The organism is Mycobacterium sp. IDUB_1, assembly GCF_055419625.1.
In genome coordinates, this window is record NZ_JBVAYA010000001.1 from 2253179 (window position 1) to 2278754 (window position 25576).

General features: G+C 68.6%; 25 protein-coding genes. 18 read left to right on the forward strand and 7 right to left on the reverse strand.

The features are described 5' to 3' along the window. The first annotated feature begins 64 nt into the window (after positions 1-64). The 5 genes from rfbD to ACZYYX_RS11350 all read left to right on the forward strand — a co-directional run bounded on the left by rfbD (position 65) and on the right by ACZYYX_RS11350 (position 6329). On the forward strand, positions 65-919 hold the full coding sequence (gene rfbD / locus ACZYYX_RS11330; protein WP_463814491.1) for a dTDP-4-dehydrorhamnose reductase: 855 nt from the start codon (positions 65-67) through the stop codon (positions 917-919). 60 nt (positions 920-979) lie between these two features. Beyond that, entirely contained in the window at positions 980-3301 is a 2322-nt protein-coding gene (locus tag ACZYYX_RS11335; RefSeq protein ID WP_463814492.1) for an EAL domain-containing protein, read from the forward strand. Positions 3302-3350: 49 nt separating this feature from the next. Beyond that, the gene (locus tag ACZYYX_RS11340) at positions 3351-4226 is read left to right on the forward strand and encodes a glycosyltransferase family 2 protein (protein ID WP_463814493.1); all 876 of its coding nucleotides are present in this window, start codon (positions 3351-3353) and stop codon (positions 4224-4226) included. A gap of 16 nt (positions 4227-4242) precedes the next feature. Continuing rightward, a complete protein-coding gene (gene manB / locus ACZYYX_RS11345) occupies positions 4243-5319 on the forward strand; it encodes a mannose-1-phosphate guanylyltransferase (protein WP_463814877.1) in 1077 nt (358 codons plus the stop codon). 140 nt (positions 5320-5459) lie between these two features. Beyond that, a complete protein-coding gene (locus tag ACZYYX_RS11350) occupies positions 5460-6329 on the forward strand; it encodes a hypothetical protein (RefSeq protein WP_463814494.1) in 870 nt (289 codons plus the stop codon). Here the strand turns inward: ACZYYX_RS11350 and ACZYYX_RS11355 are convergent, their stop codons facing one another. The 3 genes from ACZYYX_RS11355 to cofD are packed head-to-tail and all read right to left on the reverse strand — an operon-like array spanning position 6330 to position 9195. Continuing rightward, positions 6330-6872, reverse strand: a complete 543-nt coding sequence (locus ACZYYX_RS11355) for an NUDIX hydrolase (RefSeq protein ID WP_463814495.1) — start codon at positions 6870-6872, stop codon at positions 6330-6332. Next, positions 6869-8212, reverse strand: coding sequence for a coenzyme F420-0:L-glutamate ligase (locus ACZYYX_RS11360; RefSeq protein WP_463814496.1), 1344 nt, complete (start codon positions 8210-8212; stop codon positions 6869-6871). Before ACZYYX_RS11360 ends, ACZYYX_RS11355 begins: the two co-directional genes overlap by 4 nt. After that, positions 8209-9195: a 2-phospho-L-lactate transferase gene (gene cofD / locus ACZYYX_RS11365; RefSeq protein WP_463814497.1), complete on the reverse strand. Its 987-nt coding sequence runs from the start codon at positions 9193-9195 to the stop codon at positions 8209-8211. The genes ACZYYX_RS11360 and cofD overlap by 4 nt, the downstream gene beginning before the upstream one ends. 430 nt (positions 9196-9625) lie before the next feature. Between cofD and ACZYYX_RS11370 the strand changes: the two genes are divergently transcribed. Continuing rightward, positions 9626-9889 carry a WhiB family transcriptional regulator gene (locus ACZYYX_RS11370; RefSeq protein WP_463814878.1) on the forward strand — a complete coding sequence of 88 codons (264 nt, stop codon included), beginning with the start codon at positions 9626-9628 and terminating at the stop codon, positions 9887-9889. Between the two features lie 6 nt (positions 9890-9895). On the opposite strand, the gene ACZYYX_RS11375 is transcribed toward ACZYYX_RS11370, so the two are convergent. Further along, complete coding sequence (locus ACZYYX_RS11375; protein ID WP_463814879.1) at positions 9896-10318, reverse strand: metallopeptidase family protein; 423 nt, start codon at positions 10316-10318, stop codon at positions 9896-9898. 130 nt (positions 10319-10448) lie between these two features. Between ACZYYX_RS11375 and ACZYYX_RS11380 the strand changes: the two genes are divergently transcribed. The 4 genes from ACZYYX_RS11380 to manA all read left to right on the forward strand — a co-directional run bounded on the left by ACZYYX_RS11380 (position 10449) and on the right by manA (position 14673). Beyond that, complete coding sequence (locus ACZYYX_RS11380) at positions 10449-10868, forward strand: DUF3499 domain-containing protein (protein WP_463814498.1); 420 nt, start codon at positions 10449-10451, stop codon at positions 10866-10868. A gap of 87 nt (positions 10869-10955) precedes the next feature. Further along, complete coding sequence (locus ACZYYX_RS11385; protein WP_463814500.1) at positions 10956-12341, forward strand: phosphomannomutase/phosphoglucomutase; 1386 nt, start codon at positions 10956-10958, stop codon at positions 12339-12341. Continuing rightward, positions 12338-13441 carry a TobH protein gene (locus tag ACZYYX_RS11390; protein ID WP_463814501.1) on the forward strand — a complete coding sequence of 368 codons (1104 nt, stop codon included), beginning with the start codon at positions 12338-12340 and terminating at the stop codon, positions 13439-13441. The genes ACZYYX_RS11385 and ACZYYX_RS11390 overlap by 4 nt, the downstream gene beginning before the upstream one ends. A 5-nt stretch (positions 13442-13446) precedes the next feature. Further along, positions 13447-14673: a mannose-6-phosphate isomerase, class I gene (manA, locus tag ACZYYX_RS11395; protein WP_463814502.1), complete on the forward strand. Its 1227-nt coding sequence runs from the start codon at positions 13447-13449 to the stop codon at positions 14671-14673. Here the strand turns inward: manA and ACZYYX_RS11400 are convergent. Beyond that, the gene (locus tag ACZYYX_RS11400) at positions 14618-15991 is read right to left on the reverse strand and encodes an FAD-dependent oxidoreductase (RefSeq protein WP_463814880.1); all 1374 of its coding nucleotides are present in this window, start codon (positions 15989-15991) and stop codon (positions 14618-14620) included. The genes manA and ACZYYX_RS11400 overlap by 56 nt on opposite strands. A gap of 78 nt (positions 15992-16069) precedes the next feature. Here ACZYYX_RS11400 and ACZYYX_RS11405 point away from each other — a divergent pair, with 78 nt between their 5' ends. The 5 genes from ACZYYX_RS11405 (at position 16070) to alkX (ending at position 20119) form a co-directional block, all read left to right on the forward strand. Beyond that, a complete protein-coding gene (locus ACZYYX_RS11405; RefSeq protein ID WP_463814503.1) occupies positions 16070-17545 on the forward strand; it encodes an APC family permease in 1476 nt (491 codons plus the stop codon). A 246-nt stretch (positions 17546-17791) separates the two neighbouring features. Further along, on the forward strand, positions 17792-19009 hold the full coding sequence (locus ACZYYX_RS11410) for an alkane 1-monooxygenase (protein WP_463814504.1): 1218 nt from the start codon (positions 17792-17794) through the stop codon (positions 19007-19009). Next, positions 19006-19179, forward strand: a complete 174-nt coding sequence (locus ACZYYX_RS11415) for a rubredoxin (protein ID WP_463814505.1) — start codon at positions 19006-19008, stop codon at positions 19177-19179. Before ACZYYX_RS11410 ends, ACZYYX_RS11415 begins: the two co-directional genes overlap by 4 nt. Next, entirely contained in the window at positions 19176-19391 is a 216-nt protein-coding gene (locus tag ACZYYX_RS11420) for a rubredoxin (protein ID WP_463814506.1), read from the forward strand. The genes ACZYYX_RS11415 and ACZYYX_RS11420 overlap by 4 nt, the downstream gene beginning before the upstream one ends. Positions 19392-19498: 107 nt before the next feature. Next, entirely contained in the window at positions 19499-20119 is a 621-nt protein-coding gene (alkX, locus tag ACZYYX_RS11425) for a TetR family transcriptional regulator AlkX (RefSeq protein ID WP_463814507.1), read from the forward strand. Here alkX and ACZYYX_RS11430 read toward each other — a convergent pair. Continuing rightward, positions 20103-21350 carry an MFS transporter gene (locus tag ACZYYX_RS11430; protein WP_463814508.1) on the reverse strand — a complete coding sequence of 416 codons (1248 nt, stop codon included), beginning with the start codon at positions 21348-21350 and terminating at the stop codon, positions 20103-20105. The two genes, alkX and ACZYYX_RS11430, sit on opposite strands and share 17 nt — an antisense overlap. A 262-nt stretch (positions 21351-21612) precedes the next feature. On the opposite strand from ACZYYX_RS11430, the gene ahcY reads away from it, so the two are divergent. Together ahcY and ACZYYX_RS11440 are read left to right on the forward strand one after the other, a co-directional pair. Continuing rightward, entirely contained in the window at positions 21613-23079 is a 1467-nt protein-coding gene (ahcY, locus tag ACZYYX_RS11435; protein WP_463814509.1) for an adenosylhomocysteinase, read from the forward strand. 1 nt (position 23080) lies between these two features. Continuing rightward, positions 23081-23572: a hypothetical protein gene (locus ACZYYX_RS11440; RefSeq protein WP_463814510.1), complete on the forward strand. Its 492-nt coding sequence runs from the start codon at positions 23081-23083 to the stop codon at positions 23570-23572. On the opposite strand, the gene ACZYYX_RS11445 is transcribed toward ACZYYX_RS11440, so the two are convergent. Beyond that, positions 23569-24873 (reverse strand): alpha/beta hydrolase, encoded by a 1305-nt coding sequence (locus ACZYYX_RS11445; protein ID WP_463814511.1) that lies wholly within the window; start codon positions 24871-24873, stop codon positions 23569-23571. The two genes, ACZYYX_RS11440 and ACZYYX_RS11445, sit on opposite strands and share 4 nt — an antisense overlap. Positions 24874-24926: 53 nt before the next feature. Between ACZYYX_RS11445 and ACZYYX_RS11450 the strand changes: the two genes are divergently transcribed. After that, entirely contained in the window at positions 24927-25565 is a 639-nt protein-coding gene (locus ACZYYX_RS11450) for a dTMP kinase (protein WP_463814512.1), read from the forward strand. Positions 25566-25576: the final 11 nt, after the last annotated feature.

A 25576-nucleotide genomic window follows, 5' to 3' on the forward strand; every position in this document is an offset into this window, starting at 1 on the left:
CCAGGCTACTGGCGGGCGGGCGCGAGACGGGGGAGCCGTCCTCGGCGTGCCACACTCGCTACCTATGGCTGACCGAATCGTGATCACTGGAGCCGGCGGCATGGTCGGACGCTTTCTTGCAGGTCAGGCCGCCGCCCGAGGCCGCGAGGTCCTCGGGTTCACCTCGGCCGAGTGGGACATCACCGGAGATGACCCCGGTGAACTCCGCGCCGGCGACGTCGTCGTCAACTGCGCCGCCTTCACCCAAGTCGATCAGGCCGAGGCCGACCCCGACCGCGCACACGCCGTCAACTCCACCGGCGCCGGCAACGTCGCCGCGGCCTGCGCCCGGGCCGGGGCCTCACTCATCCACATCTCCACCGACTACGTCTTCGGCGCGTCCGGGGCGCGCGCGCCCTACGACATCGACGACGACACCGGGCCCCTGTCGGTGTACGGGCGGACCAAGCTCGCCGGCGAGCACGCGGTGCTGGCGGCACTGCCAGCGGCGTACGTCGTACGCACCTCCTGGGTCTACGAAGGTGCCGACGGCACCGACTTCGTCGCCGCGATGCGCCGCACAGCCGCCGGATCGGACACCGTCGACGTCGTCGCCGACCAGATCGGCTCACCGACCTACGTGGGCGACCTGTGCGTCGCGCTGCTGCAGATCGCCGACGGGGGAGTGCGCGGGCCGATCCTGCACGCCGCCAACGCCGGCGAAGCCAGCCGGTTCGACCAGGCGCAGGCCGTGTTCTCAGAGCTCGGCGCCGACCCGTCGCGGGTCCGACCCGTCGGCAGCGACCGCCACCCGCGCCCGGCGCCGCGGCCGTCCTATTCGGTGCTGTCGGCGGCCGGATCTGTGCGGGCAGGCCTCACACCCCTTCGCGGGTGGCGCGACGCGCTCGTCGACGCGCTTTCCGCCGACCGGCCAATGTGAAGACTCGGCGATAACGTCCCTCGATTGGTGGGAAGCTGCGGTGATGAGGGCGCAGCACAGGTGAAGGTCGGAGGTACCCGGGTGCCATCGGCGATGGCACCCGGGCGCCGACAGGGTCTCGCGCGGTACGTGGTCGCGGGAGTGCTCGTGCTGGGCGGCGCCGGCCTCCTCGCCTCCCTGTCCAGCTCCCGCGGGCCCGACCCGGGGGCCGCAACCGTCCTCGCCGTCGCGGCGTCGGCCGGCTGCCTGCTCCTCGGGACGACGTGGGTCGCGCGTCCACACTCCGACATGGTCGGCGTCCTCGGTGCCGCGGTGCTGGCCGTCGGGAGCCTCAGCCAGTCCCACGCGCTGCTCGGCCTCGCCGGATGCGTTCTGATCGCGGTGCTCAACAGCTTCGGCGCTCTGATGCACTCGACGCGCGGCGTCGTCGCCGTCATCGCGATCGCGATGGGAGCGACCGCAGTCCTCAGCGTCCAACTGGCCCACCGCACCGACGATCCGGTGCTCGCGATCGGTGCCGTCGCGGTGGTGAGCGCGCTCAACATCGGACTGCTCCTGGCCGTCACCGCCATCGCCCGCACCGTGCGAATGGACCTGCAGGAAGCCGACTGCGACGCGCTGACCGGGCTCTACCACCGCCGCGCGTTCCTGCGGAAAGTCGCCCAGCTCACCGGCACGCCGGCCGGCGCGGACGCACGTCTGATCATCGCGATGATCGACATCGACGACTTCAAACGTCTCAACGACACCGCCGGGCACGCCGCCGGAGACCAGGCGCTGATCGCGATCGCCGACACTCTTCGCGATCAGGCGCCGGCGAGCGCGGTCATCGCACGTTGGGGCGGTGAGGAATTCGCCGTCGCCGGCATTCTCGGCGACGAGCAGGCCGCCGAACTCGCCGAGCAGCTGTGCCGTCGACTGGCCGCGATCCCGTCGCGGGTGCCCTTCACCGCCAGCATCGGATGGTCCGGCATCGGGCTGCGCGCCATCGGTCTCGGCGCGGAGGCCAAGGGCGTCGATACGCTGATGATTCGCGCTGACAGTGCGATGTATGCGGCGAAACGCCGGGGCGGCAACCAGGTTCAACACTGCCCGACCGGACCGCTGGGCCCCGATGACTACTCCTTCGACGTGTGGCTGCAGCGGTCCACGCAGTTGATGGCCGACACGCCCGTCGACGCGGCGGCGCGACGACTCGATGCCGCCGTCGACGGCATCGGGCTGACGTCGGTCTTCCAGCCCATCGTGTCGCTCAGCGACGAAACCGTGATCGGCTACGAAGTGCTCACCCGCTGGCCGGAACTCGACGATCCGCTCCCCACTGACGTCTTCGCGCGGGCCGACGAGACCGGGCGCACCGAGGAACTGGAGGGTCACTGCACGGAGTCGGCGCTGCGCAGCGCGCTCGACGCCGGGGTGGGCCGCGACAACTGGTTGTTCATCAACACCGAACCGTCCGCGAGCGCGATCGCAGCGATCGACGGCCAGAAGCTGATCGTGGAACTCACCGAGCGGCGACTGCTCGAACACCCCGGTGCGCTGCTGCGCAAAGTGGATGTGCTGCGCGCGCAGGGCTACGCCATCGCCCTCGACGACGTTGGCGTGCAACCGGATTCGATGGCTCTGCTGGACATCGTGTGTCCGGAGGTGATCAAGCTGGAGCCCGGTGTGATCCAGCAGGGCGCCGACAACGAGGCGGTGCGCACCCTTGCCGCGGTGCTCGCCCACCGCCGACGAACCGGGGCGACCATTCTGGTGGAAGGCATCGAGACCACCGCTCAACTCGAGCGCGCCCGCGCGATCGGCGCGGAGCTGGGCCAGGGCTACCGGTTCGGCCGGCCGGCGCCCCTGGACCCCCTGCGCTCCACCACCACCACCGCGTGGGCGCCCGAGCCGATGGACCAACTACCCCCGCTGGGATCGGCGACCCCGTTCGAGATCGTCGCCGACGCCGCCGCCGTGCGAGTGGAACGCAGAGACACCCTCGTCGCCCTGTCCCGTTACATCGAGACCCTTGCACTCGCGGCGGCCAACCCGCCCATCGTGCTCGCCGCCCTGCAGCGCGCCGAGCACTTCACACCCGGCACCCGACGGATCTACCAGCGCATCGGCGCGGTGTCGCCGCTGGTCGTCGTCTTCGGTGAGAAACTGCCCGCCGATCTCGGGACCCTGCGCGGCGTGCCTCTCGACCCGCAGGACCCCCTGACCGCCGAATGGGTGGTCCTCGTCCTCGGGCCGGACACGGCCACCGCGATGGTCGCCCGCGAGGACCACGGGCGGCGGCGGGGAACCGACGGCGAACGCTGGTTCGCCGCCGCTGCCACGCACGATCGTCTGCTCGTGACGCTGGTGGCCCGCAGTCTCCTCAGCCGGGTGGGGTGACGCCGCCCGCGCCCGATACCCTCGACGCCGTGAGATGGATGGTCCCCGCGTGAGCGACGAACTCTTTGTCGTCACGGTGACCTACTCACCGGGGCCGCATCTGGATCGGTTCCTCGCGTCGCTGGCCCACGCCACCGAACGGCCCGTGACCGTGATCATGGCCGACAACGGCTCCGACGACGGCACACCCGAGGAAGCGATCGCGCGGTACCCCAACGCCCGGCTGCTCCGCACCGGGGCGAACCTCGGCTACGGCTCGGCGATCAACCGGGCCGTCACCGAATACGGACTGTCCACGACCACCGACATGTTCGTCGTCGCCAACCCCGACGTGCAATGGGGACCCGGCAGCATCGACCTGCTGTTGGAAGCCGCCGGCCGATGGCCCCGGGCCGGCGCTCTGGGCCCGCTGATCCGCGACCCCGACGGGTCGGTGTACCCCTCGGCGCGGCACCTGCCGTCGATCATCCGGGGCGGCATGCACGCCGTCGTCGGACCGATCTGGCCGTCGAACCCGTGGACCGCCGTCTACCGCCAGGAGAGAGAGGACCCCAGCGAACGCGCCGTCGGCTGGCTCTCCGGATCCTGCCTGCTGATGCGCAGCGCCGCCTACGCCGCGATCGCCGGCTTCGACGAGCGCTACTTCATGTACATGGAGGACGTCGACCTCGGCGATCGGCTCGGCCGCACCGGGTGGCAGAACGTCTACGTCCCCTCAGCGGAGGTGCTGCACGCCAAAGGTCACTCGACTGGCCGCGATCCCGCCCGCAACCTCGCCGCCCATCACGCGAGCACTTACACTTTTCTCGCGGATCGTTACCCGAAGCGACGGCACGCTCCGCTACGGTGGGCGTTCCGGACGGCACTGGGGGCGCGATCACGCCTGGTGGTGCGAAGTTCTCTGAAAGCCCGAGGGGGCAGCTGAAAGGGCAGGGGTGACGGTGAATCCAGCCGATGTCGATGCGGTCGTCCTTGTCGGCGGCATGGGCACACGCCTGCGCCCACTGACCTTGTCGGCCCCCAAGCCGATGTTGCCCACCGCCGGGTTGCCGTTCCTGACCCACCTGCTGTCACGGATCGCCGACGCCGGCATCGAACACGTGGTGCTCGGAACCTCCTACAAGGCGGGCGTGTTCGAAGCCGAATTCGGCGACGGCTCGAAACTCGGCCTGCAGATCGACTACGTCGTCGAGGACGAGCCGTTGGGCACCGGCGGCGGAATCGCCAACGTCGCATCCAAACTGCGCCACGACACTGCCGTCGTCTTCAACGGCGACGTGCTGAGCGGATGCGACCTGCGCGCACTGCTGAATTCGCACTCCGAGAACCAGGCCGACGTCACGCTGCACCTGGTGCGCGTCGGTGATCCCCGCGCATTCGGTTGCGTGCCAACCGAATCCGACGGCACCGTGACGGCCTTCCTGGAGAAGACGCAAGACCCGCCGACCGACCAGATCAACGCCGGCTGCTACGTGTTCAAGCGGTCGATCATCGAGCAGATCCCGACCGGCCGCGCGCTGTCCGTGGAGCGCGAGGTCTTTCCCGGACTGCTCGCCGACGGCCGGAAGGTCTGCGGGTACGTGGATTCGACCTACTGGCGTGACATGGGCACGCCGGAGGACTTCGTGCGCGGCTCGGCGGATCTAGTGCGTGGCATCGCGCCGTCGCCGGCGCTCGGCGGGCATCGCGGCGAATCGCTGGTACACGACGGGGCGTCGGTCGCGCCGGGCGCGCTGTTGATCGGCGGCACCGTGATCGGTCGCGGCGCCGAGATCGCCGGCGGGGCGCGGTTGGACGGCGCGGTGATCTTCGACGGCGCGAAAGTGGGTGCGGGCGCGGTGATCGAGCGGTCGATCATCGGCTTCGGCGCGCACATCGGGCCGCGGGCGTTGATCCGCGACGGCGTGATCGGCGACGGCGCCGACGTCGGGGCGCGCTGTGAGCTGCTGCGTGGGGCGCGGGTGTGGCCGGGGATCACGATTCCCGACGGCGGCATCCGCTTCTCGACGGACATCTAGGTTTGTCTACCGCGAGAGTGCTCTCACGGTAGCGCCGAGCGTCTCCGAGCTACCGTCAGCGCACTTTCGCGGAAGACGGGCTGTGGATAACCCCTCTCCGAGGTGCGTGTCCTGTCGGACGGCGCAGGAACGCTCGGCACATGCAGACGGTGTTTCTCGGTAGCGAGGCGATTGCCGCTGGAGTGCTGACTCCCGGTGAATTGCGCTACGGCTTTCGACGCCTGTACCCCAACGTCTACATCGCTCGCGATGCCGAAGCCTCTCTCGCCGACCGCACCGTCGGTGCGTGGCTGTGGTCTCAGCGGCGTGCGGTGATCGCGGGCAGAGCGGCGGCCGCACTGCACGGCGCCCGCTGGGTCGACGACCGCGTCCCGATCGAGCTGATCTATGACTGCAAACGTCCTCCGCCAGGGATCGTCTCGCGAAGCGAGCGCATCACCGCCGAAGAAGTGGTTCGTATCGGAGGCATGTCGGTGAGCTCGCGTGCCCGCACGGCGCTCGACCTCGGGCGTCACCTACCACTCGCTCGCGCCGTCGAGCATCTCGATGCGCTTGCCAACGCGGCGCACGTCACTGCTGGGCAGATCCTCGTTCTCGCCGACGTGTATCCCGGCGCTCGGGGGGTGAAGAAGCTGCGCACCGCGGTGGGGCACATGGATGGGGGAGCGCAATCGCCGAAGGAGACCTGGCTGCGGATGCTTCTGGTGCGGCGTGGCTTTCCGCGGCCCGCGACGCAGATCCCACTACTGAACAGCCGCGGCAAGCCGTTCGCGTTTCTCGACATGGGGTGGAAGGACGCCAAGATCGCGGTGGAATACGACGGCGACCACCACCGCAAGGACCGGAATCAGTACGTCTGGGACGAGCAGCGGCTGCGGCTGATCCGCGCTCGGGAGTGGCTGCACATCAAGGTGATCAGCGAAGACACCGAGGACGACATTGTCGAGAGGGTCGCCGCGGCGTGGCGCATTCGCGAAAGTGCGCTCACGGTAGCTGCGAGCGCGCGGTGACTACCGTGGCTGCACTTTCGCGAGGGCCGCTAGGTGGCGCAGGCCGAAGTCGCTGCCGCCCGGCAGGTCGTCCAGCGGCCACCACCGAAGATCGAGGGACTCATCGCTGATCTCGGCGTGCGCTCCGCGTGGCGCACGCACCACGAACTGCACGTCGAGATGCCTCGTCGGCACACCCAGCGAACACGTCACCGGGTGCACGTGGATCGCCGTCGGCAACTCGTCGATGGTCAACCCCTCGATACCCGACTCCTCGGTGGCTTCCCGCAACGCCGCCGCGACCAGCGTGGGATCCTCGGGCTCGCAGTGCCCGCCGAGCTGCAACCAGCGGCCGAACCGCGGATGCAACGTCAGAAGCGCATGCGTGCCCTCGTGATTGAGCACCAGCGCCGACCCCGTGATGTGCCCGGACACCGACTCCCGCAGGCATGCCTTCGGATTGGCGTCGAGGAACGCCAGCACGGCATGCCGCATCGACTCCTGGCCCTGATCGGCCGGCTGCCACCGCGTGAGCGTGTCGATGGCCGACTGGTGCAGGCTCACCGGATGACCAGCACGCCGTCGGTGGGCACCGGCTCCCGCGGCGCGGCCGGCCCGTCGGCCGCGTAGCCGATCGCGACGGCCCCCAACGGCTCCCAGTCCGCGGGCAGATCCAGCTCGGCGCGCACCAGATCGGGCGCGAAGATCGTCGACCCGATCCAGCAGCTGCCCACTCCGCGCACTGCGAGCCCCACCAGCAGACCCTGCACCGCCGCACCGACGGCCACGGTGAACATCGTGTGCTCGGCCGCGGTGCGGTGCTCGTCGGGATAGCTGTGCGCACCGTCGGGCACCATGAACGGGATCACCAATTCAGGTGCGTCATAGAGGATCTGGCCGCGCGACACCCGGCGCTCCACCGCGGCGGGGTCACGCCCGTCACCCAGCAGATCCGCCCGCCACGACTCTTTCATCGCGTCGAGCAGCCGGATCCGCACCGACATGTCGCGCACCCACACGAAGCGCACCGGCCGAGTGTGGTGCGGCGCAGGCGCGGTCAGCGCCTCCGCGACGGTGGACTCGATCAGCTCGGGCGCCACCGGGTCGTCACTGAAGCTGCGCACCGACCGCCGCAGCAGCTGCGCCTGCGTGCGCCCCAGCGCGATGGCTTCTTCGGTGCCGAGCCAGAACAGGTCTTCCTCGCCGGCGCGCACGAGGTTGCGCGCCGTCGACCCGTCGTCACGCAGCGTCAGCCCGCGCACCACCGCGACCGGGACCGCAGTCAGCTTGCCCTTCACGAGGTCGGCGGCGGCGGCGATCTCGTCGGCGACCGCGATCTCGGTGACGATCAACTCGTTGCCGTGCTGGTCGTGTTCCCCGGCATAGGCGTGCAGCACCTCCAGGCCGGCGGCGCCGATCGCGACGTCGGTCTGTCCCGTACGCCACGCCCGGCCCATCGTGTCGGTGACGACGACGCCGACGCGCACGCCGAGCCGCTCCCGCAACGCCTGCACCAACGCGGCCGCGCTGCCGTCGGGATCGACAGGAAGCAGCGCGAGTTCGTGGGAATCGACGTTCGACCCGTCCACACCCGCGGCCGCCTGCACCAACCCGAGCGCGTTCTCGGTGATGAGCGTGCGCCCCTTGCGGGCCAACACTCGCACCGCCTCACCGTCGATCAACTTGCGGCGCAGAGTGTCTCGCAGCTCGGGGTCGGCGGGCGCGTCGACCATGCGGCCCTCGCATTTCGAGAGCACCTTGCTGGTGACGACCACCACGTCGTCGTCGCGCAGCCAGGGGGCGGCCTCGGCGATCGCAGCCCCGAGGTCGTCGCCCGGCCGGAACTCCGGAAGTCCCGGTACCGGCAGCAGTTCCAGGGGAGCCGACGTTCCGTGGTCTCTCACAGATTCACCCCTGCCAGATCCAGACCGGCGCGCACCATCTCCGCGGTGACCGCCGGCTCGCTCATCAGCAGAGGCGCCGACCGCACCGTCACACCGTCGATCACCGCGTCGTCCCCTGTGTGCACCAGCCAGCCGTCCAGGATGCCGGTACCCGAACGGGCGCCGTAGAGCGCGCCGACCGCCTCGGAGGTGCTGTCCACACCGATCACCGACAGGCACGCATCGGCCATGCCGCGCAACGGCTTTCCCGCCACGATGGGGCTGTACCCGATCACCGGCGCCGACGTGGCGCGTAGCGCGGCGCGGATACCGCCGACCCGCAGGATCGAGCCGATGCTGACGACCGGGTTCGACGGTGCGATCAGCACGATATCGGCACCCTCGATCGCCTCGGTGACACCCGGTGCGGCAGTGGCCTTGTCGGCGCCGACGAACGCGAAGCTCTCGGTGGGCACCTGGGCGCGATACCTGACCCACCACTCCTGGAAGTGGACGGCCTTCTTCTCGTGGTCCTCGGGATCGGTGATGACGACGTGGGTTTCACTGCGGTCATCGCTGGCCGGCAGCAGCCGGGCGCCGGGGTTCCAGCGCGCACACAGCGCCTCGGTGACCTGAGAGAGCGGATAGCCCGCGCGCAACATCTGGCTGCGCACCAGGTGCGTGGCCAGATCGCGGTCGCCCAGACCGAACCAATCGGGCTGCACGCCGTAGGCCGCGAGTTCCTCCTTGGCGTGCCAGGTTTCGTTGCGGTGCCCCCAGCCGCGCTCGGGGTCGATACCGCCGCCCAGGGTGTACATGCAGGTGTCGAGGTCGGGGCAGATGCGCACGCCGAACATCCAGGCGTCATCGCCAACATTGACCACAGCAGTCACTTCGTGCTCATCGGTATCGTGAGTACTGAACTGCCCCAACCCCAATAGATGTTGAACACCCAGGAGGAAGCGAGCGCCACCCACGCCGCCGACCAGAACAGTGACCTTCACACCGACCGAGACTAGGCGCATACGGTCGCGGACCGTGCCCCGGAGGTGGCCCGGATCGGCAACGTGACAGACACGCCACAACGCGACGCGCCGAAATCGAGTCACGGAATGGTATGAATTCCTGTTCCAGCGCTTGACCGAGACAGCTAACGCGTGTGTAATCACAGCAGTGTCATTCGCGGTTCTCCGGCCGGTTCCGGTGTCGCAGACCGAGATTCGATCACTTGTTCGAATTGGGTGGCCACACAGAGTAAATAGTGGGGCTGGCTACAACGGATCTACGAGACCTGTGGAGGAGGGGAACATGGCTTTTGAACAGGCCGATTTCGGCAACTCGGTTCATTTCGACAGCAGGCTCCTCGGCTCGGTGGGAAGTGCACCGCACATCCAGACCGATCCGATGGCTGCAAGCATCGGGGGACGCCCGCAATTGAGTGTGGTGCCCGACCCGATCGACGACGAGCTGGCAACCGACGAGGACCAGTGGCAGGAGCGCGCGCTGTGCGCGCAGACCGACCCCGAGGCCTTCTTCCCGGAGAAGGGTGGCTCGACTCGGGAAGCCAAGCGCATCTGCCAGGGCTGCGAAGTGAAGGACGCCTGCCTGGAGTACGCGCTGGCCAATGACGAGCGCTTCGGCATCTGGGGTGGACTGTCTGAGCGCGAACGCCGTCGCATCAAGCGCGGCATCATCTAGGCGCAGCTAGTCCTCGTCGATCGTCGGATCGATGACGGACGGCTCGACGCCCAGATAAGTGGCCACCTGCGCCACCAGAAGCTCATGCAGAAGGTCGGTCAGCTCGACGGTGTCTTTGGCTCGTCGCTCGATCGGCTTGCGGAACAACACAATTCGCGCTCTCGTCGAGTTGCCGCGAACATCGACCCCGGCGGGGATCAGGCGCGCAAGCGCGATCGGCCCGTCGGCGACGACCTCGGGCGGCCACTGCACACTGTCCGGGTCCTTGGGAGCCAGCCGCGGGATCTCGTCGACCGCGACATCCAACGACGCGACCCGGTCCTGCCACCGCCGCTCGATCGGCTCATAGGCCTCGAGCACCGCCATGTCGAAGCGCTCAGCGCGGGTGCGCCAGCCCGGAACGGTGGGGGGCAGCAGCGGCCCTCGCATCCCACGGCCACGCCGGGACCCTCGGTGGTTCTGCCCGGTCACGAAAAAGATCGTAACGGTTGGGCTTCGGGCCCCTCGCGGCTCGCGTGTCCGCGCGGCGCGGACGAGCACAGACGATAACCTTCCGTTCGTGAATGTTCCCCGTCGCTGCTGCCGTCCAGGCTGCCCGCACTACGCGGTCGCGACGCTCACGTTCGTCTACTCGGACTCGACCGCCGTCGTCGGCCCTCTGGCCACTGTCTCCGAGCCGCACTCCTGGGATCTGTGCGTCATGCACGCCGGACGCATCACCGCCCCACGCGGTTGGGAACTGGTCCGCCACGCCGGACCGCTGCCGTCCCACCCCGACGACGACGACCTCGTGGCGCTCGCCGACGCGGTGCGCGAAGGCCGGGACGCGCCGGCTGGGCCGGTTGCTGCCTTCACCGGCTTCACCGACCCCGTCACCGGCACCCAGAGCGGCGCACTGATGGCCCCACCCGTGCGCCGGCCCGAGGCCAACGGTCGCCGACGCGGGCATCTGCGGGTTCTTCCCGACCCGCCGGACTGACGTCGCAGAGACGCCGTGCGGGCCCTGCACGCGGCTCCCGGCAGCTAGGCTGGCACCACCGGTCAGCACGTCAGCGTGAGGAGCCCCATGTCCCGGCCCGCCGAGGCAGTACAGCGCGTCATCAAGGCCTACGACGTGCGCGGACTCGTGGGTGAACAGATCGACGAGCAGTTCGTCGCCGAGGTCGGCGCGGCGTTCGCGCGCCTGGTTCGCGACACTGCGACGCAGGTCGTCATCGGCTACGACATGCGGGAGAGTTCGCCGGTGCTGTCGGGCGCGTTCGCCGAGGGCGTCATGGCGCAGGGACTCGACGTCGTGCGCATCGGTCTGGCCTCCACCGATCAGCTCTACTTCGCGTCCGGACTTATGGACTGCCCCGGGGCGATGTTCACCGCGAGCCACAATCCGGCCGCCTACAACGGCATCAAACTCTGCCGCGCCGGAGCCAAACCCGTCGGGCGCGAAACAGGGTTGGCCACCGTCGCTCAAGAGGTGATCGACGGCGTCCCCGACCACGACGGGCCGCGCGGCACGATCTCCGACCGCGACGTGCTCGCCGACTACGGCGATTTCCTGCGCTCGCTGGTCGACGTCAGCGCGCTGCGTCCGCTCAAGGTCGCCGTCGATGCCGGTAACGGGATGGCCGGCCACACCACCCCCGGGGTGCTGGGCCCGATCTCGTCGATCTCGCTGTCGCCGCTGTACTTCGAACTCGACGGCACGTTCCCCAATCACGAGGCGAACCCGCTGGACCCGGCCAACCTCGTCGACCTGCAGAGCTTCGTCCTCGAGACAGGTGCGGACATCGGGCTGGCCTTCGACGGCGACGCCGACCGCTGCTTCGTCGTCGACGAACGCGGCCAGGCGGTCTCCCCGTCGGCGGTCACGGCGCTGGTCGCCGCGCGCGAACTGACCCGCGAGATCGGCGCGACGGTGATCCACAATCTGATCACCTCCCGCGCCGTGCCCGAGCTGGTCACCGAGCGCGGCGGCACACCCGTGCGTTCGCGGGTCGGGCACTCCTACATCAAGGCGCTGATGGCCGAGACCGGCGCGATCTTCGGCGGCGAACACTCCGCGCACTACTACTTCCGCGACTTCTGGGGTGCCGACTCCGGCATGCTCGCCGCGCTGCACGTGCTGGCCGCGCTCGGCGAACAGGACCGCCCGCTGTCGGAGATCATGGCCGACTACGAACGCTACGAAGCCTCCGGCGAGATCAACTACACCGTCACCGACGCCCCCGCCGTCGTCGACGCCGTACTCGCCGCGTTCGGGTCCCGGGTGCACGCCATGGATCACCTCGACGGCGTCACCGTCGACCTCGGTGACGGCAGCTGGTTCAACCTGCGCATGTCGAACACCGAGCCGCTGCTGCGGCTCAACGCCGAGGCCCGCACCCCCGAGGAGGTGGCCGCGCTGATCGACGAGATCGGTGCGCTGATCACCGCGGGAGCAGGGGAATTCACGTGACAGCGACCGTCGTGGTGGACCTCGACGACACCGAAGGCCTGCTGGCCGCGGATCGGCACGGGCTGCTGCGCGCCGCATCGATGGCCGGTGCGCAGGTGCGGGCCACCGCGGCGGCGCTGTCCGAAGGGGAACTCGATTCGGTGCGCTCCGATGCGCCGCCCCGCACCGTGATCTGGATATCCGGCCGCGGCACCGCGTCGACGGCGGGCTCGATGCTCGCCGCCGTGCTCGGCGGTTCCCTGCCCGCCCCGATCGTGGTCGCGACCGAGGCGCCGCCGTGGATCGGCGCGCTCGACGTCCTGATCATCGCCGGCGACGACCCCGGCGATCCCGCGCTGGTGACCGCGGCCGCGATGGGAGTGCGCCGCGGGGTCCGCGTCATCGTCGTCGCCCCGTACGAGGGACCCCTGCGCGACGCGACCGCCGGACGCTCGGTGGCGCTGCCGCCGCGGCTACCCGTGCCCGACGACTTCACGCTGGCCCGCTACCTTGCCGCCGGCCTCGCCGCGCTCGAGGCGGTCACACCGGGTGTGCGGGTGAACCTCGCCACCCTCGCCGACGACCTCGACGCCGAAGCATTCCGAAACAGCGCTGCGCGTGAGGTTTTCACCAACCCCGCCAAAGAGCTGAGCCAGCGCATGCTCGACCGCGACGTCGTGATCGCCGGCGACACCCCGGCCACGCTGACCTTGGCCCGGCATGCCTGCACCGTGATGTTGCGGGTGGCCCAGCAGACCGTGGCCGCCGCGGAACTGGCCGACGTGCTGGTGGCGCTGGGCTCAGGATGGGGGCGCACCTCGTCCGGTTTCGAGGAGCTGTCGATCTTCCATGACGAGGAACTCGACGGCCCGCTGCCGCAACGTGCGCGCACCATCGTGCTGACCTCGGATGAGGACAGGGCGGGAGTGTCGACGCGGCTACGCGGTTTCGACGACGTGTCCGTGCTCAATGCGAACGACGTACCGGAACTCGGGGGAGTCGGGGAGGAGGTGCTGGGCTCAACAAAGACGCCCGGCACCAGCCGACCCGAGCAACAACTGGCGCTGATGGCGGTCCGCTTGGAGATGGCGGCCGTCTATCAGCGTCTGATTCGAGGTTGAGACGAGTGCATCTGCTCAGGGGCGCGGTGCGGACCTATGCGTGGGGTTCGCGGACTGCGATAGCTGAATTCACCGGGGCGCCCAGCCCCACCCCCCACCCGGAGGCCGAACTGTGGTTCGGCGCCCATCCCGGCGACCCGGCTCACCTGCAGACCGACGACGGCGACCGCTCGCTCCTCGACGCGCTGCGCGCCGATCCCGAAGGTGAACTGGGACAGGTGGTTCGGGGCCGGTTCGGCGACTCGCTACCGTTCCTGGTCAAGGTGCTCGCCGCCGACGAACCGCTCTCGCTGCAGGCGCACCCCAGCACCGAGCAGGCGATCGAGGGTTTCGCGCGCGAGGATCGGATGGGACTTCCGGTCAATGCGCCCACCCGCAACTATCGGGATCGCAGCCACAAACCCGAGATCATCGTCGCGCTCAGCCCGTTCGAGGCGCTGGCCGGCTTCGCTCCGGCGGCGCGATCGGTCAGGTTGATGCGCGCACTCGGTGTCGCCGAACTCGACCCGTTCATCAACCTGCTGTCCGGGCAGTCCGACGCCGACGGCCTGCGGGCGCTGTTCACCACCTGGATCACGTTCCCTCAGCCTGACCTCGACGTCCTGGTGCCCGCCGTGCTCGACGGTGCCATCGGCTATCTGCGTTCGGGTGAACAGGAATTCGCGCGCGAAGCCAAGACGGTGCTCGAACTCGGCGAGCGCTATCCCGGTGATGCCGGGGTGCTGGCCTCGATGCTGCTGAACCGACTCACGCTGCAGCCCGGCGAGGCGATCTACCTGCCTGCCGGCAACCTGCACGCCTACCTGCAGGGAGTCGGCGTGGAAGTGATGGCCAACTCCGACAACGTTCTTCGCGGCGGTCTGACGCCCAAGCACGTCGACGTCCCCGAGCTGTTGCGGGTCCTCGACTTCGCCCCGGCCGTCGACGTCATCGTCTCACCCGAACCCGTCCGCGACGGCGCCGAGCTCGTCTACCCCACGCCCGCACCGGAATTCGCGGTGTCGGTGCTCGCTGTGGACGGTGAGCACCTCGGTCACGAGATCGACGCGCCCACCCTTCACGATGGGCCTCAGATCCTGCTGTGCACGCAGGGCTGCGCAACGGTGCATGCCAAGGCGTCGGCAGTGACATTGCAGCGAGGGGCGGCGGCGTGGGTGGCCGCCGACGACGGGCCGATCAGGCTGATGGCGCAGGAGCCGACGCGGCTGTTTCGCGTGACCGTCGGCCTTTAGCTTTTCTCTCGGCCGCCCACAACCGCATGTTGTGACGCACCGTGCGGCCCACCAACTTCGCCGACGGCACCATGTAGAGGTTGTCGAGCAGACTGAACCTGCGCAGGAACCATTCGGCCAGAACAGGATCCGTTTCGGCCGCGCCGAGGAACTGGTCGAACAACGATCCGACCGGCCGGTACCACCACGGCATCGGCCCCTCCGCCCGGTGCAGCACCAGGTCACCCACCGCGTTCATCGTCCACACCGGCCACGTCGTCTTCTGGGTGGCCTTGGCGAACGTCAGACCCAGATTCTCACCCGGTTCGGCCAGGGCGCGTTGCAGATGACCCGCTTGCAGCGACGTCATCGTCATGCCCTGCCCGAACGTCGGGTTGAAGCTCGCCACCGCATCGCCGAACGGCATGATGCCGTCGGGGAAGCGGTCGAGTTTGTCATAGCGCCGCCAGCGGCTGGTCGGATACTTGTGAAAGGCCACCTCGCCGATCGGCTCGCCCTGGCGCAGCGCGGCGCTCACGTGCGCAGGGAGGATCTCGTCGGCGAGCGCGCACATCCCTTCGAAGTCCTTGGGCGGCGGCACTTTCGCGATGCCGAACGTGGTCAGCCCCCAGTTGCCGTCCTCGTAGTAGAGCATGCCCAGACCCAGTGGCTGCTCCCGGGAAGCGCCGGCCACCACGACCTTCTCGGCGATGAGACCGTCGGGAATCCGCACCTGGTGGGTGGCGTACCCGATGCCCACCTCGACGGTGTCCTCGGGGGGACGTTCGAACCCCCACTGCGCCAACCAGACCGGCAGCCGGGTGCCGCGCCCGGTGGCGTCGACCACCAGATCGGCGTCGAACGTGTCGCCCCCCACCGTCACCCCGGTGACCCGGTGCCCGTCGTAGACGGGTTCGTCGACGCTGTCGTTGACCAACGTGACGTTCGGCAGCTCGAGCACGCGCCGGCGGATCTGCCACTCCAGGTGCGGCCGGCTCGGGACGTAGGCGGTGAATTCGTTCTGCAGCGTGTGCTGGGTGCCGAGGACGTGCCCGGCCGCGCCGAAGTGGATGCAGTCCGGTCGGTTCTCGAGGATCGGCACGCCGGCCGCGACCATGTCGTCGAGCAACCCGGGAAACAGCGCCTCGAACTCGTTGGCGCCGCGCGCCATGAGCAGATGCACGTGGCGGCCCTGCGGAACGGCCGGCCGGTTCGCAGGGCCGTCGGGCAGGTCGTCGCGCTCGAAAAGGGTGACTCGCTCGAATTCTTCGGAGAGCACCTTTGCCGCGCACAGCCCGCCGAGGCTGGCGCCGATGACGATCGCATGGGTTCGTGTCATGAGAGGTGCCATTGAGGGTCATTTTATGAGGGGTTATGGGTACATTCCCGCAGAAGCGATGACGAAACGAGGACGTTGATGACGCAGGAGTCGGCGGCGCGGACGACGAACAAGCGCCGGATCAAGTCGGTGGAACAGTCGATTGCCGACACCGACGAGCCCGACACCCGGCTTCGCAAGGACCTGACCTGGTGGGATCTCACCGTCTTCGGCGTCTCGGTCGTCATCGGCGCCGGCATCTTCACGATCACCGCGTCCACCGCGGCCAACCTGACCGGCCCGGCGATCTCGGTGTCGTTCATCATCGCCGCCGTCGCGTGCGGGCTCGCGGCGCTCTGCTACGCCGAATTCGCCTCGACGGTGCCCGTGGCGGGCAGCGCCTACACGTTCTCCTACGCGACGTTCGGCGAGTTCGTCGCGTGGATCATCGGCTGGGACCTGATCCTCGAGTTCGCGGTGGCAGCCGCCGTCGTCGCCAAGGGCTGGTCGAGCTACCTGGGCACGGTGTTCGGCTTCGGAGGCGGCGTCGCCGATATCGGCGGGTTCGACGTGGACTGGGGCGCGCTGCTGATCATCGCGTTCGTCACCGCGATCCTCGCCTACGGCACGAAACTCTCGGCCGGCGTCAGCCTCGCGATCACCGCCATCAAAGTCGCGGTCGTCCTGCTCGTCGTCATGGTCGGCGCGTTCTACATCAAGACCCAGAACTACACACCGTTCATCCCGCCGACCGAAGCCGGCGAGGGCGGGTCCGGCACCGAGCAGTCGCTGTTCTCGTTGCTGACCGGCGCCGAAGGCAGCCACTACGGCCTGTACGGCGTGCTCGCGGGCGCCTCGATCGTGTTCTTCGCGTTCATCGGGTTCGACATCGTCGCCACCACGGCCGAAGAGACCAAGAACCCGCAGCGCGACGTGCCGCGCGGCATCCTCGCCTCCCTCGGCATCGTCACCGTCCTCTACGTCGCCGTCACCGTCGTCGTGTCCGGCATGGTCAGCTACAAGGAGCTACGCGACGCCGAGACGCAGAACCTGGCGACCGCGTTCTCGTTGAACGGCGTGGACTGGGCGGCCAAGGTGATTTCGATCGGAGCGCTGGCCGGGCTCACGACCGTGGTGATCGTGCTGGTGCTGGGGCAGACCCGCGTGCTCTTCGCGATGTCGCGCGACGGCCTGCTGCCCCGGGGAATGGCCAAGACCGGCAAGCACGGCACGCCGGTGCGGATCACGCTGCTGGTCGGTGTCGTCGTCGCGATCACCGCGACCGTGTTCCCCATCGGCAAGCTCGAGGAGATGGTGAACATCGGCACGCTGTTCGCCTTCGTCCTGGTGTCGGCCGGGGTGCTGGTGCTGCGGCGGACGCGGCCCGATCTGAAGCGTGGATTCACGACGCCGTGGGTGCCGGTGCTGCCGGTGCTGTCGATCATCGCGTGCGTGTGGCTGATGCTGAACCTCACCGGGCTGACCTGGATCCGCTTCCTGATCTGGATGGGCGTGGGCGTGGTCGTCTACTTCCTCTACGGCCGGCGCCACTCGCTGGTCGCCCGCCGAGGCTAGCTCCGCCCTTCCGCGAGCGCGCGGGTCTGTACGTCGGCGCGCCGCTCTTTCTGTCATTTCGCGCGCGCTCGTCGGGCTCGAAAGCACTCTCCTGCACACGACACACCGGGCAGCGGTGTGCAAACACGCGCGCTCGCAGCACGAGGCGGTCTTTACAAAACAGGTGTCTATGTCTAGACGGGCGACAAAAATGCATCTATAGTCAAACTCGACTGGTGATCGCACTCACAGCGAGGAGGCACTCGGATGACCACACAGGAACTCAACGGAATGCCCCAGGGGCCAGACCTGGGGGAGTGGCGCGACAAGAAGCGCTACCTCTGGCTGATGGGATTGATCGCACCGACGGCGATCTTCGTCATGCTGCCGCTCGTCTGGGCGCTCAACCACTGGGGTTGGCACGGCGCGGCGCAGGTGCCGCTGTGGATCGGCCCGATCCTGCTCTACGTCCTACTGCCGGCCCTCGACCTGAAGTTCGGGCCCGACGGGCAGAACCCGCCCGACGAGGTGATGGAGCGGCTGGAGAACGACAAGTACTACCGCTACTGCACCTACATCTACATTCCGTTCCAGTACGCCAGCGTGATCCTGGGCGCCTACCTGTTCACCGCGTCGGACCTGAGTTGGCTCGGCTTCGACGGCGGGCTGCCCTGGCCGGCGAAGATCGGGCTGGCGCTGTCGGTGGGCGTGCTAGGCGGCGTGGGCATCAACACCGCTCACGAGATGGGGCACAAGAAGGACTCGCTCGAGCGGTGGCTGTCGAAGATCACCCTGGCGCAGACCTGCTACGGCCACTTCTACATCGAGCACAACCGCGGCCACCACGTCCGCGTCGCGACACCCGAGGATCCGGCATCGGCCCGCCTCGGGGAGACGTTCTGGGAGTTCCTGCCGCGCAGCATCTTCGGCAGCCTGCGCTCATCTTGGGAGCTGGAGGCCAAGCGCCTGGAGCGCGCCGGCAAGCCCACGTGGCACTGGTCTAACGACGTGCTCAACGCGTGGGCGATGTCGGTGGTGCTCTACGGCATCCTGATCGCCGTGTTCGGCATCGAGCTGATCCCGTTCGTCGTGATCTCGGCAGTCTTCGGCTTCACGCTGCTGGAGACCGTCAACTACCTCGAGCACTACGGGTTGCTGCGGCAGAAGAACTCGAATGGCCGCTACGAGCGGTGCGCGCCGGTGCACAGCTGGAACTCCGATCACATCGTGACCAACCTGTTCCTCTACCACCTGCAACGCCACAGCGACCATCACGCGAACCCGACGCGGCGCTACCAGACCCTGCGCAGCATGGCCGACGCGCCGAACCTGCCCAGTGGTTACGCCTCGATGATCGGGCTCACCTACTTCCCGCCGCTGTGGCGCAAGGTGATGGATCATCGCGTCATCGATCACTACGACGGCGACGTCAGCCGTGCCAACATCCACCCGCGGATGCGTGCCCGCTACGGGGTGACCTCGTGACCGCCTACCGCTGCCCCGGGTGTGACTACGTCTACGACGAAGCCAAAGGTGCTCCGCGCGAAGGATTTCCGGCCGGTACTGAATGGGGTGACATTCCCGACGAGTGGGCCTGCCCCGATTGTGCGGTGCGCGAGAAGATCGATTTCGAACCGATAGGAGTGACCCAGTGAGTAGCGATGAGCGCTCGCGCGAAGAGCAGACAGACGCATTCAAGCTCTACGTGTGCGTGCAGTGCGGCTTTGAGTACGACGAAGCCAAGGGTTGGCCCGAGGACGGCATCGCCCCGGGCACCCGCTGGGACGACATTCCCGACGACTGGAGCTGCCCGGACTGCGGTGCAGCGAAGTCGGACTTCGACATGGTGGAGGTGTCACGGCCGTGAACGCGCCCTCGTGGCCGGTGAGCGTGCGCTCCAGCGCGCGACACACCGGCCACGGGCGTGCAGACACGCGCGCTCGCGGGACCGCGGCGACCGATACAGTCGCGCGTGTGAGCGGTCCCCACGACAAGCGCATCAGCTACGCCGAGGCGTCGCGCGTACTGCTGCGTGACTCCATCCTCGACGGGATGCGCGACCTGCTGCTCACCCGCGACTGGTCGTCCATCACACTGTCCGACGTCGCCAAATCCGCGGGCATCAGCCGGCAGACCATCTACAACGAATTCGGCTCGCGCCAAGGACTCGCCCAGGGCTACGCGCTGCGACTGGCCGACCGGCTCGTCGGCCAGATCCAGAACGCGATCGCCGCCAACGTGGGCGACGTGTATGCCGCGTTCCTGCAGGGGTTCCGTGACTTCTTCCTCGAGTCGGCCGCCGATCCGCTGGTCATCTCGCTGCTCACCGGAACCTCCAAACCCGATCTGCTACAGATCATCACGACCGACAGCGCGCCGATCATCACGCACTGCTCGACACGGCTGACCGAGCTGTTCATGACCAGCTGGGTGCGCTGCAGCCAAGAGGATGCGGGCGTGCTGGCCCGCGCGATCGTCCGGCTCGCGATGAGCTACATCTCGATGCCCCCCGAAGCCGACCACGACGTGGCCCGCGACCTGGCCCGGTTGATGACGCCGTTCGCCGAGCGCTACGGCGTCATCGAGACGAAGTAGCCGACGCGACGTCCGTCGGATCCGTCCGCTCCGGTGCGATCGCGCGCCGGAACCGCAGGAAGATCCCGACCGCGACGACCGCGACTGCGGCACTGAGCAGATGCGACGCCTGGTAGCCGCGCGCACTCACCACCGATCCGGCCACGACATTGCTCAGCGACGCGCCGACGCCCTGCATCGTCATCACCGCGGCGAATCCGACGTTGAACCGGCCGGATCCGGCAAGCAGCCGCTCGACCGCGACCGGCGTCGCGATGCCGACGAGACCGGCGCCCACCCCGTCGAGCGCCTGCACCGGAAAGATCGTCCAGAAACCCGAATTGGTGCCCGCGATGAGCCCGCGCACCGGCAGAGCGCACAGCGCCACCAGCAACACGGTCGACAGCCCGAACCGCCGGATCATCAGCGGAGCGAGCACCGCGACCGCGATCATCGCGAGCTGTGCCACGCCGGTGATGATCGCGGTGGTGCGAAACGGCGTGCCCAGCTCGATCGCGAACTCCTGCGCCACCAGCCTGCTCATCGGCGCATTGCCGAAGTGGAACATCAGCAGCACGACCGCGAGCAGCAGCAGGCCGGGAGTTTTCAGCAACACCCGAAATCCTGACGGTGCTGCGTGGCCGTCGGTGTCGTCGAGGCCGCGTGCCGCATCGTGGTCGATGCGCGCCGGATCGATGGCCACCGCAGCCACCACGGCGCCCACCGCGGTCACCAGCATCAGCGTGATGATCGCGTGCTCGCCGTAGAGGGAGACGAAGACGAACACCGCGGCCAGGGAGACGACGTTGCCCGCGTGGTTCCAGAACTCGTTGCGGGCGACCTGCTGACCGAACAACCGCGGGCCGATCAACCCGAGGGTCAGCCCCATCAGCGCCGGCCCGATCACCGCGGCGACGACCGCGGTGCCCACCTGTCCGACCCACACGATCGCCGGGGTCGGCGCCACCAGCGTGGCCAGACCCACGGCCGTCACGACGATCACCGGGACCGCGACAAGCGCCCTCTTGTACCGCGTCGCGTCGACCAGCGCCCCGAACGCCGGCGTCACCGCCAGCCCGATCAGGCCGCCGACCGTCGCGATCGCGCCGAGTGCGAACGGCGACCACCCCCGCGTGGCGAGGAACGCGTCCAGAAACGGACCGAGACCGTCGCGGGCGTCGGCGAGGAAGAAATTCAGCACGGCAAGCGAGATCAGCGACCGCCGACCCACCGCCGACGCGCGTTCGTCCACCCGTCCACATCCCCTCGCTGCGACCGATACCGGCGCGGCGGTGTACCCCGCGCCGAATCGCGACCAAACATGACGTCATACAGGGCGAATTGGAGACGGCCTTCGCCGGCAGCTAGGGTGTTGTGGATACCACTCGGCTGGCAGTGCGCTTCCGCTTGCTCGGAAAATGTGCGCCTGTCCCGCGAGCCCGCAGGCTGAGTGTGTCGCCAGCGCACCGTTGTGCGCTCTAGAGGCAAAGTGACGAATCAAAAAGGGGCTCTACATGACTGCACCAGAACTGACTGCCGACGTTCGTAACGGCATCGACTACAAGGTCGCCGACCTCTCGCTCGCCGAGTTCGGCCGCAAGGAGATCCGGCTCGCCGAGCACGAAATGCCCGGCCTGATGGCGCTGCGCCGTGAATACGCCGACGTGGCCCCGCTCAAGGGCGCCCGGGTGTCCGGCTCGCTGCACATGACCGTCCAGACCGCCGTGCTGATCGAGACGCTGGTCTCCCTCGGCGCCGAGGTGCGCTGGGCCAGCTGCAACATCTTCTCCACCCAGGACCACGCCGCCGCGGCCGTCGTCGTCGGACCGCACGGCACCGTCGAGGAGCCCAAGGGCGTCCCCGTCTTCGCCTGGAAGGGTGAGACGCTCGAGGAGTACTGGTGGGCCGCCGAGCAGATGCTGACGTGGCCGGGCGAGCCCGCCAACATGATCCTCGACGACGGTGGCGACGCCACCATGCTGGTGCTGCGCGGCGCGCAGTTCGAGAAGGCCGGCGTCGTGCCGCCCGAGGACGACGAGCACTCCGACGAGTACAAGGTCTTCCTGAACCTGCTGCGTCGTTCGCTCGAGGCTGATGACACCAAGTGGACCAAGGTCGCCGAGTCCGTCAAGGGCGTCACCGAGGAGACCACCACCGGCGTGCTGCGCCTGTACCAGTTCGCCGCTGCCGGTGAGCTGTCGTTCCCGGCCATCAACGTCAACGACTCGGTCACCAAGAGCAAGTTCGACAACAAGTACGGCACCCGGCACTCGCTGATCGACGGCATCAACCGCGGCACCGACGTCCTCATCGGCGGCAAGGCCGCGCTGGTGTGCGGCTACGGTGACGTCGGCAAGGGCTGCGCCGAGGCGCTCAAGGCCCAGGGTGCCCGCGTGGCGGTCACCGAGATCGACCCGATCAACGCGCTGCAGGCGCTGATGGACGGCTTCGAGGTCAAGACCGTCGAAGAGGCCATCGGCTGGGCCGACATCGTCATCACCGCCACCGGCAACCAGGGCATCATCACCCTCGACCACATGCGCAAGATGAAGCACCAGGCGATCCTGGGCAACATCGGCCACTTCGACGACGAGATCGAGATGGCCCGCCTGGAGCGGGACAAGGACATCCGCCGCATCAACATCAAGCCGCAGGTCGACGAGTTCATCTTCCCCGACGGCCACTCGATCATCGTGCTGAGCGAGGGACGCCTGCTGAACCTCGGCAACGCGACCGGCCACCCGTCGTTCGTGATGAGCAACAGCTTCTCCAACCAGGTCATCGCGCAGATCGAGCTGTGGACCAAGAACGACGAGTACGACAACGAGGTCTACCGCCTCGCCAAGCACCTCGACGAGAAGGTCGCCAAGATCCACGTCGAGGCGCTCGGCGGCTCGCTGACCAGGCTCACCAAGGAGCAGGCCGAGTACATCGGCGTCGACGTCGACGGCCCGTACAAGCCGGAGCACTACCGCTACTGACATGACGAATCGGGCGCGCGCGGCGACACTCAGTGCCGTCGGGCGCGCCCTTTTCGTTGCGTCGCTTCTGCTGACCGGGTGTCAGAGCCCCGCGCAGGAGGCGCCTGAGACCACCGCGTCCCGGCCCGCGATCGACGTCCGGCACGACACCGGCGAGCTGGCACGCACCTTTCCCGCGCTCGGCGTCCCGGTCGCGGCGTCGTGGATCCGCTGGGACAACTCCGGTACGGCCTCACAGGCCACTGCGGTGTGGATCGACGCCGTCGTCACGGTGACCCCGGCGACCATGGCTACGCTTCTGCGCCAGCATGTTTCAGAGCCGACCGAGCATCGGCCCGCCGTCCAGAAGGTGCTCGAGGCCGACGTCCCGCCCGGGCCGTTCCGCACCGGGGTGGAGCTGAACATGGCGTTCTCGCCAGGGCGCATGAGCACCCGGGTGTTCCTCGACCCGCCGCGCGACTCCGTCGTGCTGCAGTCCTACGACCTCCGCTAGACCAGGCCCAGCTGGTCGTAGATCGTCGGACGCCACTGGCGTGCTTGAGAATTGACGAAGATGCCGCCCAGCGCCCAGTCGTGCATCTGCCCGTCACCGATCACCACGGTGAAATTCGCGTCAGGGTCCTGGGCGAGCAGCTTGTCGCGGAACATCAGGTCGCCGGGGTAGGGCCGTTCCACGGTTCCGACGTAGATCGCCGTCGGCGGCAACCCGGTCAGATCGTCGACCATGATCGGATTGATGTGCGGGTCATCGGGATTCACGCTGCCGCCGGGTGTCGGCGCGGGACGCGGCGGAATGATCGGATCGTCGATGTCGTCGACGATGGGCCCGGACAGCGTCAGATGCAGCACCGGGGAGATCAGCACCATCCGCGACGGCTGATCCTCCTCGGGATCGCAGGCCGCGTCGGCCCGGCACCGGCGCACCAACTCCTGCGCCACCAGCATCGCGTAGGTGCCACCCGCGGAATCGCCATACAGAGCCACGTTGTCGGTGCCGTGCTCGGCGATCATCAGCGACAGGTAGTCCGCCATCGGCGGCACCAGCCCCTCGAGCGTCGCGGTGCCCTTGGGTGGGGCCAACGGGTAGATCGGCACCACCACCGTCGCGCCCGTCTGACGGGCCATCGCCGTGTAGTCGGCCCAGTTGATGATGTTCGCCTCGGCGACGAACCCGCCGCCGTGCAGCGCCAGCACGTACTCGTCCGTCGGCTTGCGCTTCGGGGTGATCGTCACGACTTTCATTCCGCTGTACGTGCTTTCGGTGACCGTGACCCGGCCGCTCACCCACTTGGGGGGGCTTGTGTAGGTCACACTGCCGCCGTCTCCGTCGAGGAAGGGGGGGTCCTCCTCACGCAGCTTCTGCAGCGTTCGCAGGATCAAGCGATCCCGCAGCGATGGGGGACCGGTGACCACGGTCTGCGGCCCCTCGGTGATGTCGCGGATCCGGTCACGTCGAGTGACGCTGCTCAAGGGAAGCAACGGCGCGGTGAGATCCGGGGCTGTGGGCTCGTCGGTGTCGGACTCCGCCGCGGCGCGTTTCTTCGGCGCAAAAAGGCGCTTGCGCTCGGTGGGTTCGTCACGCTCGCGGGTGCGCTCCGCCGCGCGGGTGCGCAGCCGCGGCGCGGCGTCCCTGTCCGCCGACGCTGACACCGACCGCACCTGGCTGTGCGTCGCGGTGTCCCCACCGTCGTCGGCTGCGGAAACACCACAGCCCAACCCCAGCAGCGCCGCCGCGCCGACCCCCGCTGCGACGGCGCACCCAGCTACCGTTGCGACATTGCTCTGACCCCTCATCGTGCATACCTATCACTTCCGGTGTCCGCACCGCACTGGATTAGGCTCACCTCGTGCTCATCGTCATAGAAGGTGTCGACGGCGCGGGGAAGCGAACCCTGACCAACGGGTTGCGGTCAGCGTTCGAAGCAAACGGCCACTCGGTGGCGAATCTGGCCTTTCCGCGGTACGGAGTGTCGGTGCCCGCTGACCTGGCTGCCGAGGCGCTGCACGGCCGACACGGCGACCTCGCCGACTCCGTCTATGCGATGGCCGTGCTCTTCGCGATGGATCGGGCCGGTGCGCGCGCCGAGATCGACCACCTCACCGGGGCGTACTCCGTGGTGATCCTGGACCGCTACGTCGCCTCCAACGCCGCCTACAGCGCCGCGCGTCTGCACCAGGGGGTCGACGGGGACATGGTCGCCTGGGTTCACGACCTGGAGTACGGACGGCTGCAACTCCCCGCGCCGCACGTGCAGGTCCTGCTCGACGTGCCGACCGAACTGGCCGCGGCACGCGCGGCGAGCAGGGAAGCGCACGACGCCGACCGCACACGCGACGCCTACGAACGCGACGACGGGCTGCAGCGCCGCACCGGCGCCGTCTACGCCGAGCTCGCCGCGGCCTCCTGGGGCGGGCCCTGGGCCGTGGTGCCGCCCGATGTCGACGCCGCGGCACTCGCGGAGCGGTTGCTCGGCGAACCCGGTTAGCAAGACGAAAC

Coding starts and splice junctions, on each gene's coding strand:
- ACZYYX_RS11410 (WP_463814504.1), top strand. CDS start 17,792: ATGACCACACAGGAACTCAACGGAATGCCCCAGGGGCCAGACCTGGGG.
- ACZYYX_RS11385 (WP_463814500.1), top strand. CDS start 10,956: ATGTCCCGGCCCGCCGAGGCAGTACAGCGCGTCATCAAGGCCTACGAC.
- ACZYYX_RS11445 (WP_463814511.1), bottom strand. CDS start 24,873: ATGAGGGGTCAGAGCAATGTCGCAACGGTAGCTGGGTGCGCCGTCGCA.
- ahcY (WP_463814509.1), top strand. CDS start 21,613: ATGACTGCACCAGAACTGACTGCCGACGTTCGTAACGGCATCGACTAC.
- ACZYYX_RS11405 (WP_463814503.1), top strand. CDS start 16,070: ATGACGCAGGAGTCGGCGGCGCGGACGACGAACAAGCGCCGGATCAAG.
- rfbD (WP_463814491.1), top strand. CDS start 65: ATGGCTGACCGAATCGTGATCACTGGAGCCGGCGGCATGGTCGGACGC.
- ACZYYX_RS11440 (WP_463814510.1), top strand. CDS start 23,081: ATGACGAATCGGGCGCGCGCGGCGACACTCAGTGCCGTCGGGCGCGCC.
- ACZYYX_RS11375 (WP_463814879.1), bottom strand. CDS start 10,318: ATGCGAGGGCCGCTGCTGCCCCCCACCGTTCCGGGCTGGCGCACCCGC.
- ACZYYX_RS11350 (WP_463814494.1), top strand. CDS start 5,460: ATGCAGACGGTGTTTCTCGGTAGCGAGGCGATTGCCGCTGGAGTGCTG.
- ACZYYX_RS11400 (WP_463814880.1), bottom strand. CDS start 15,991: ATGACACGAACCCATGCGATCGTCATCGGCGCCAGCCTCGGCGGGCTG.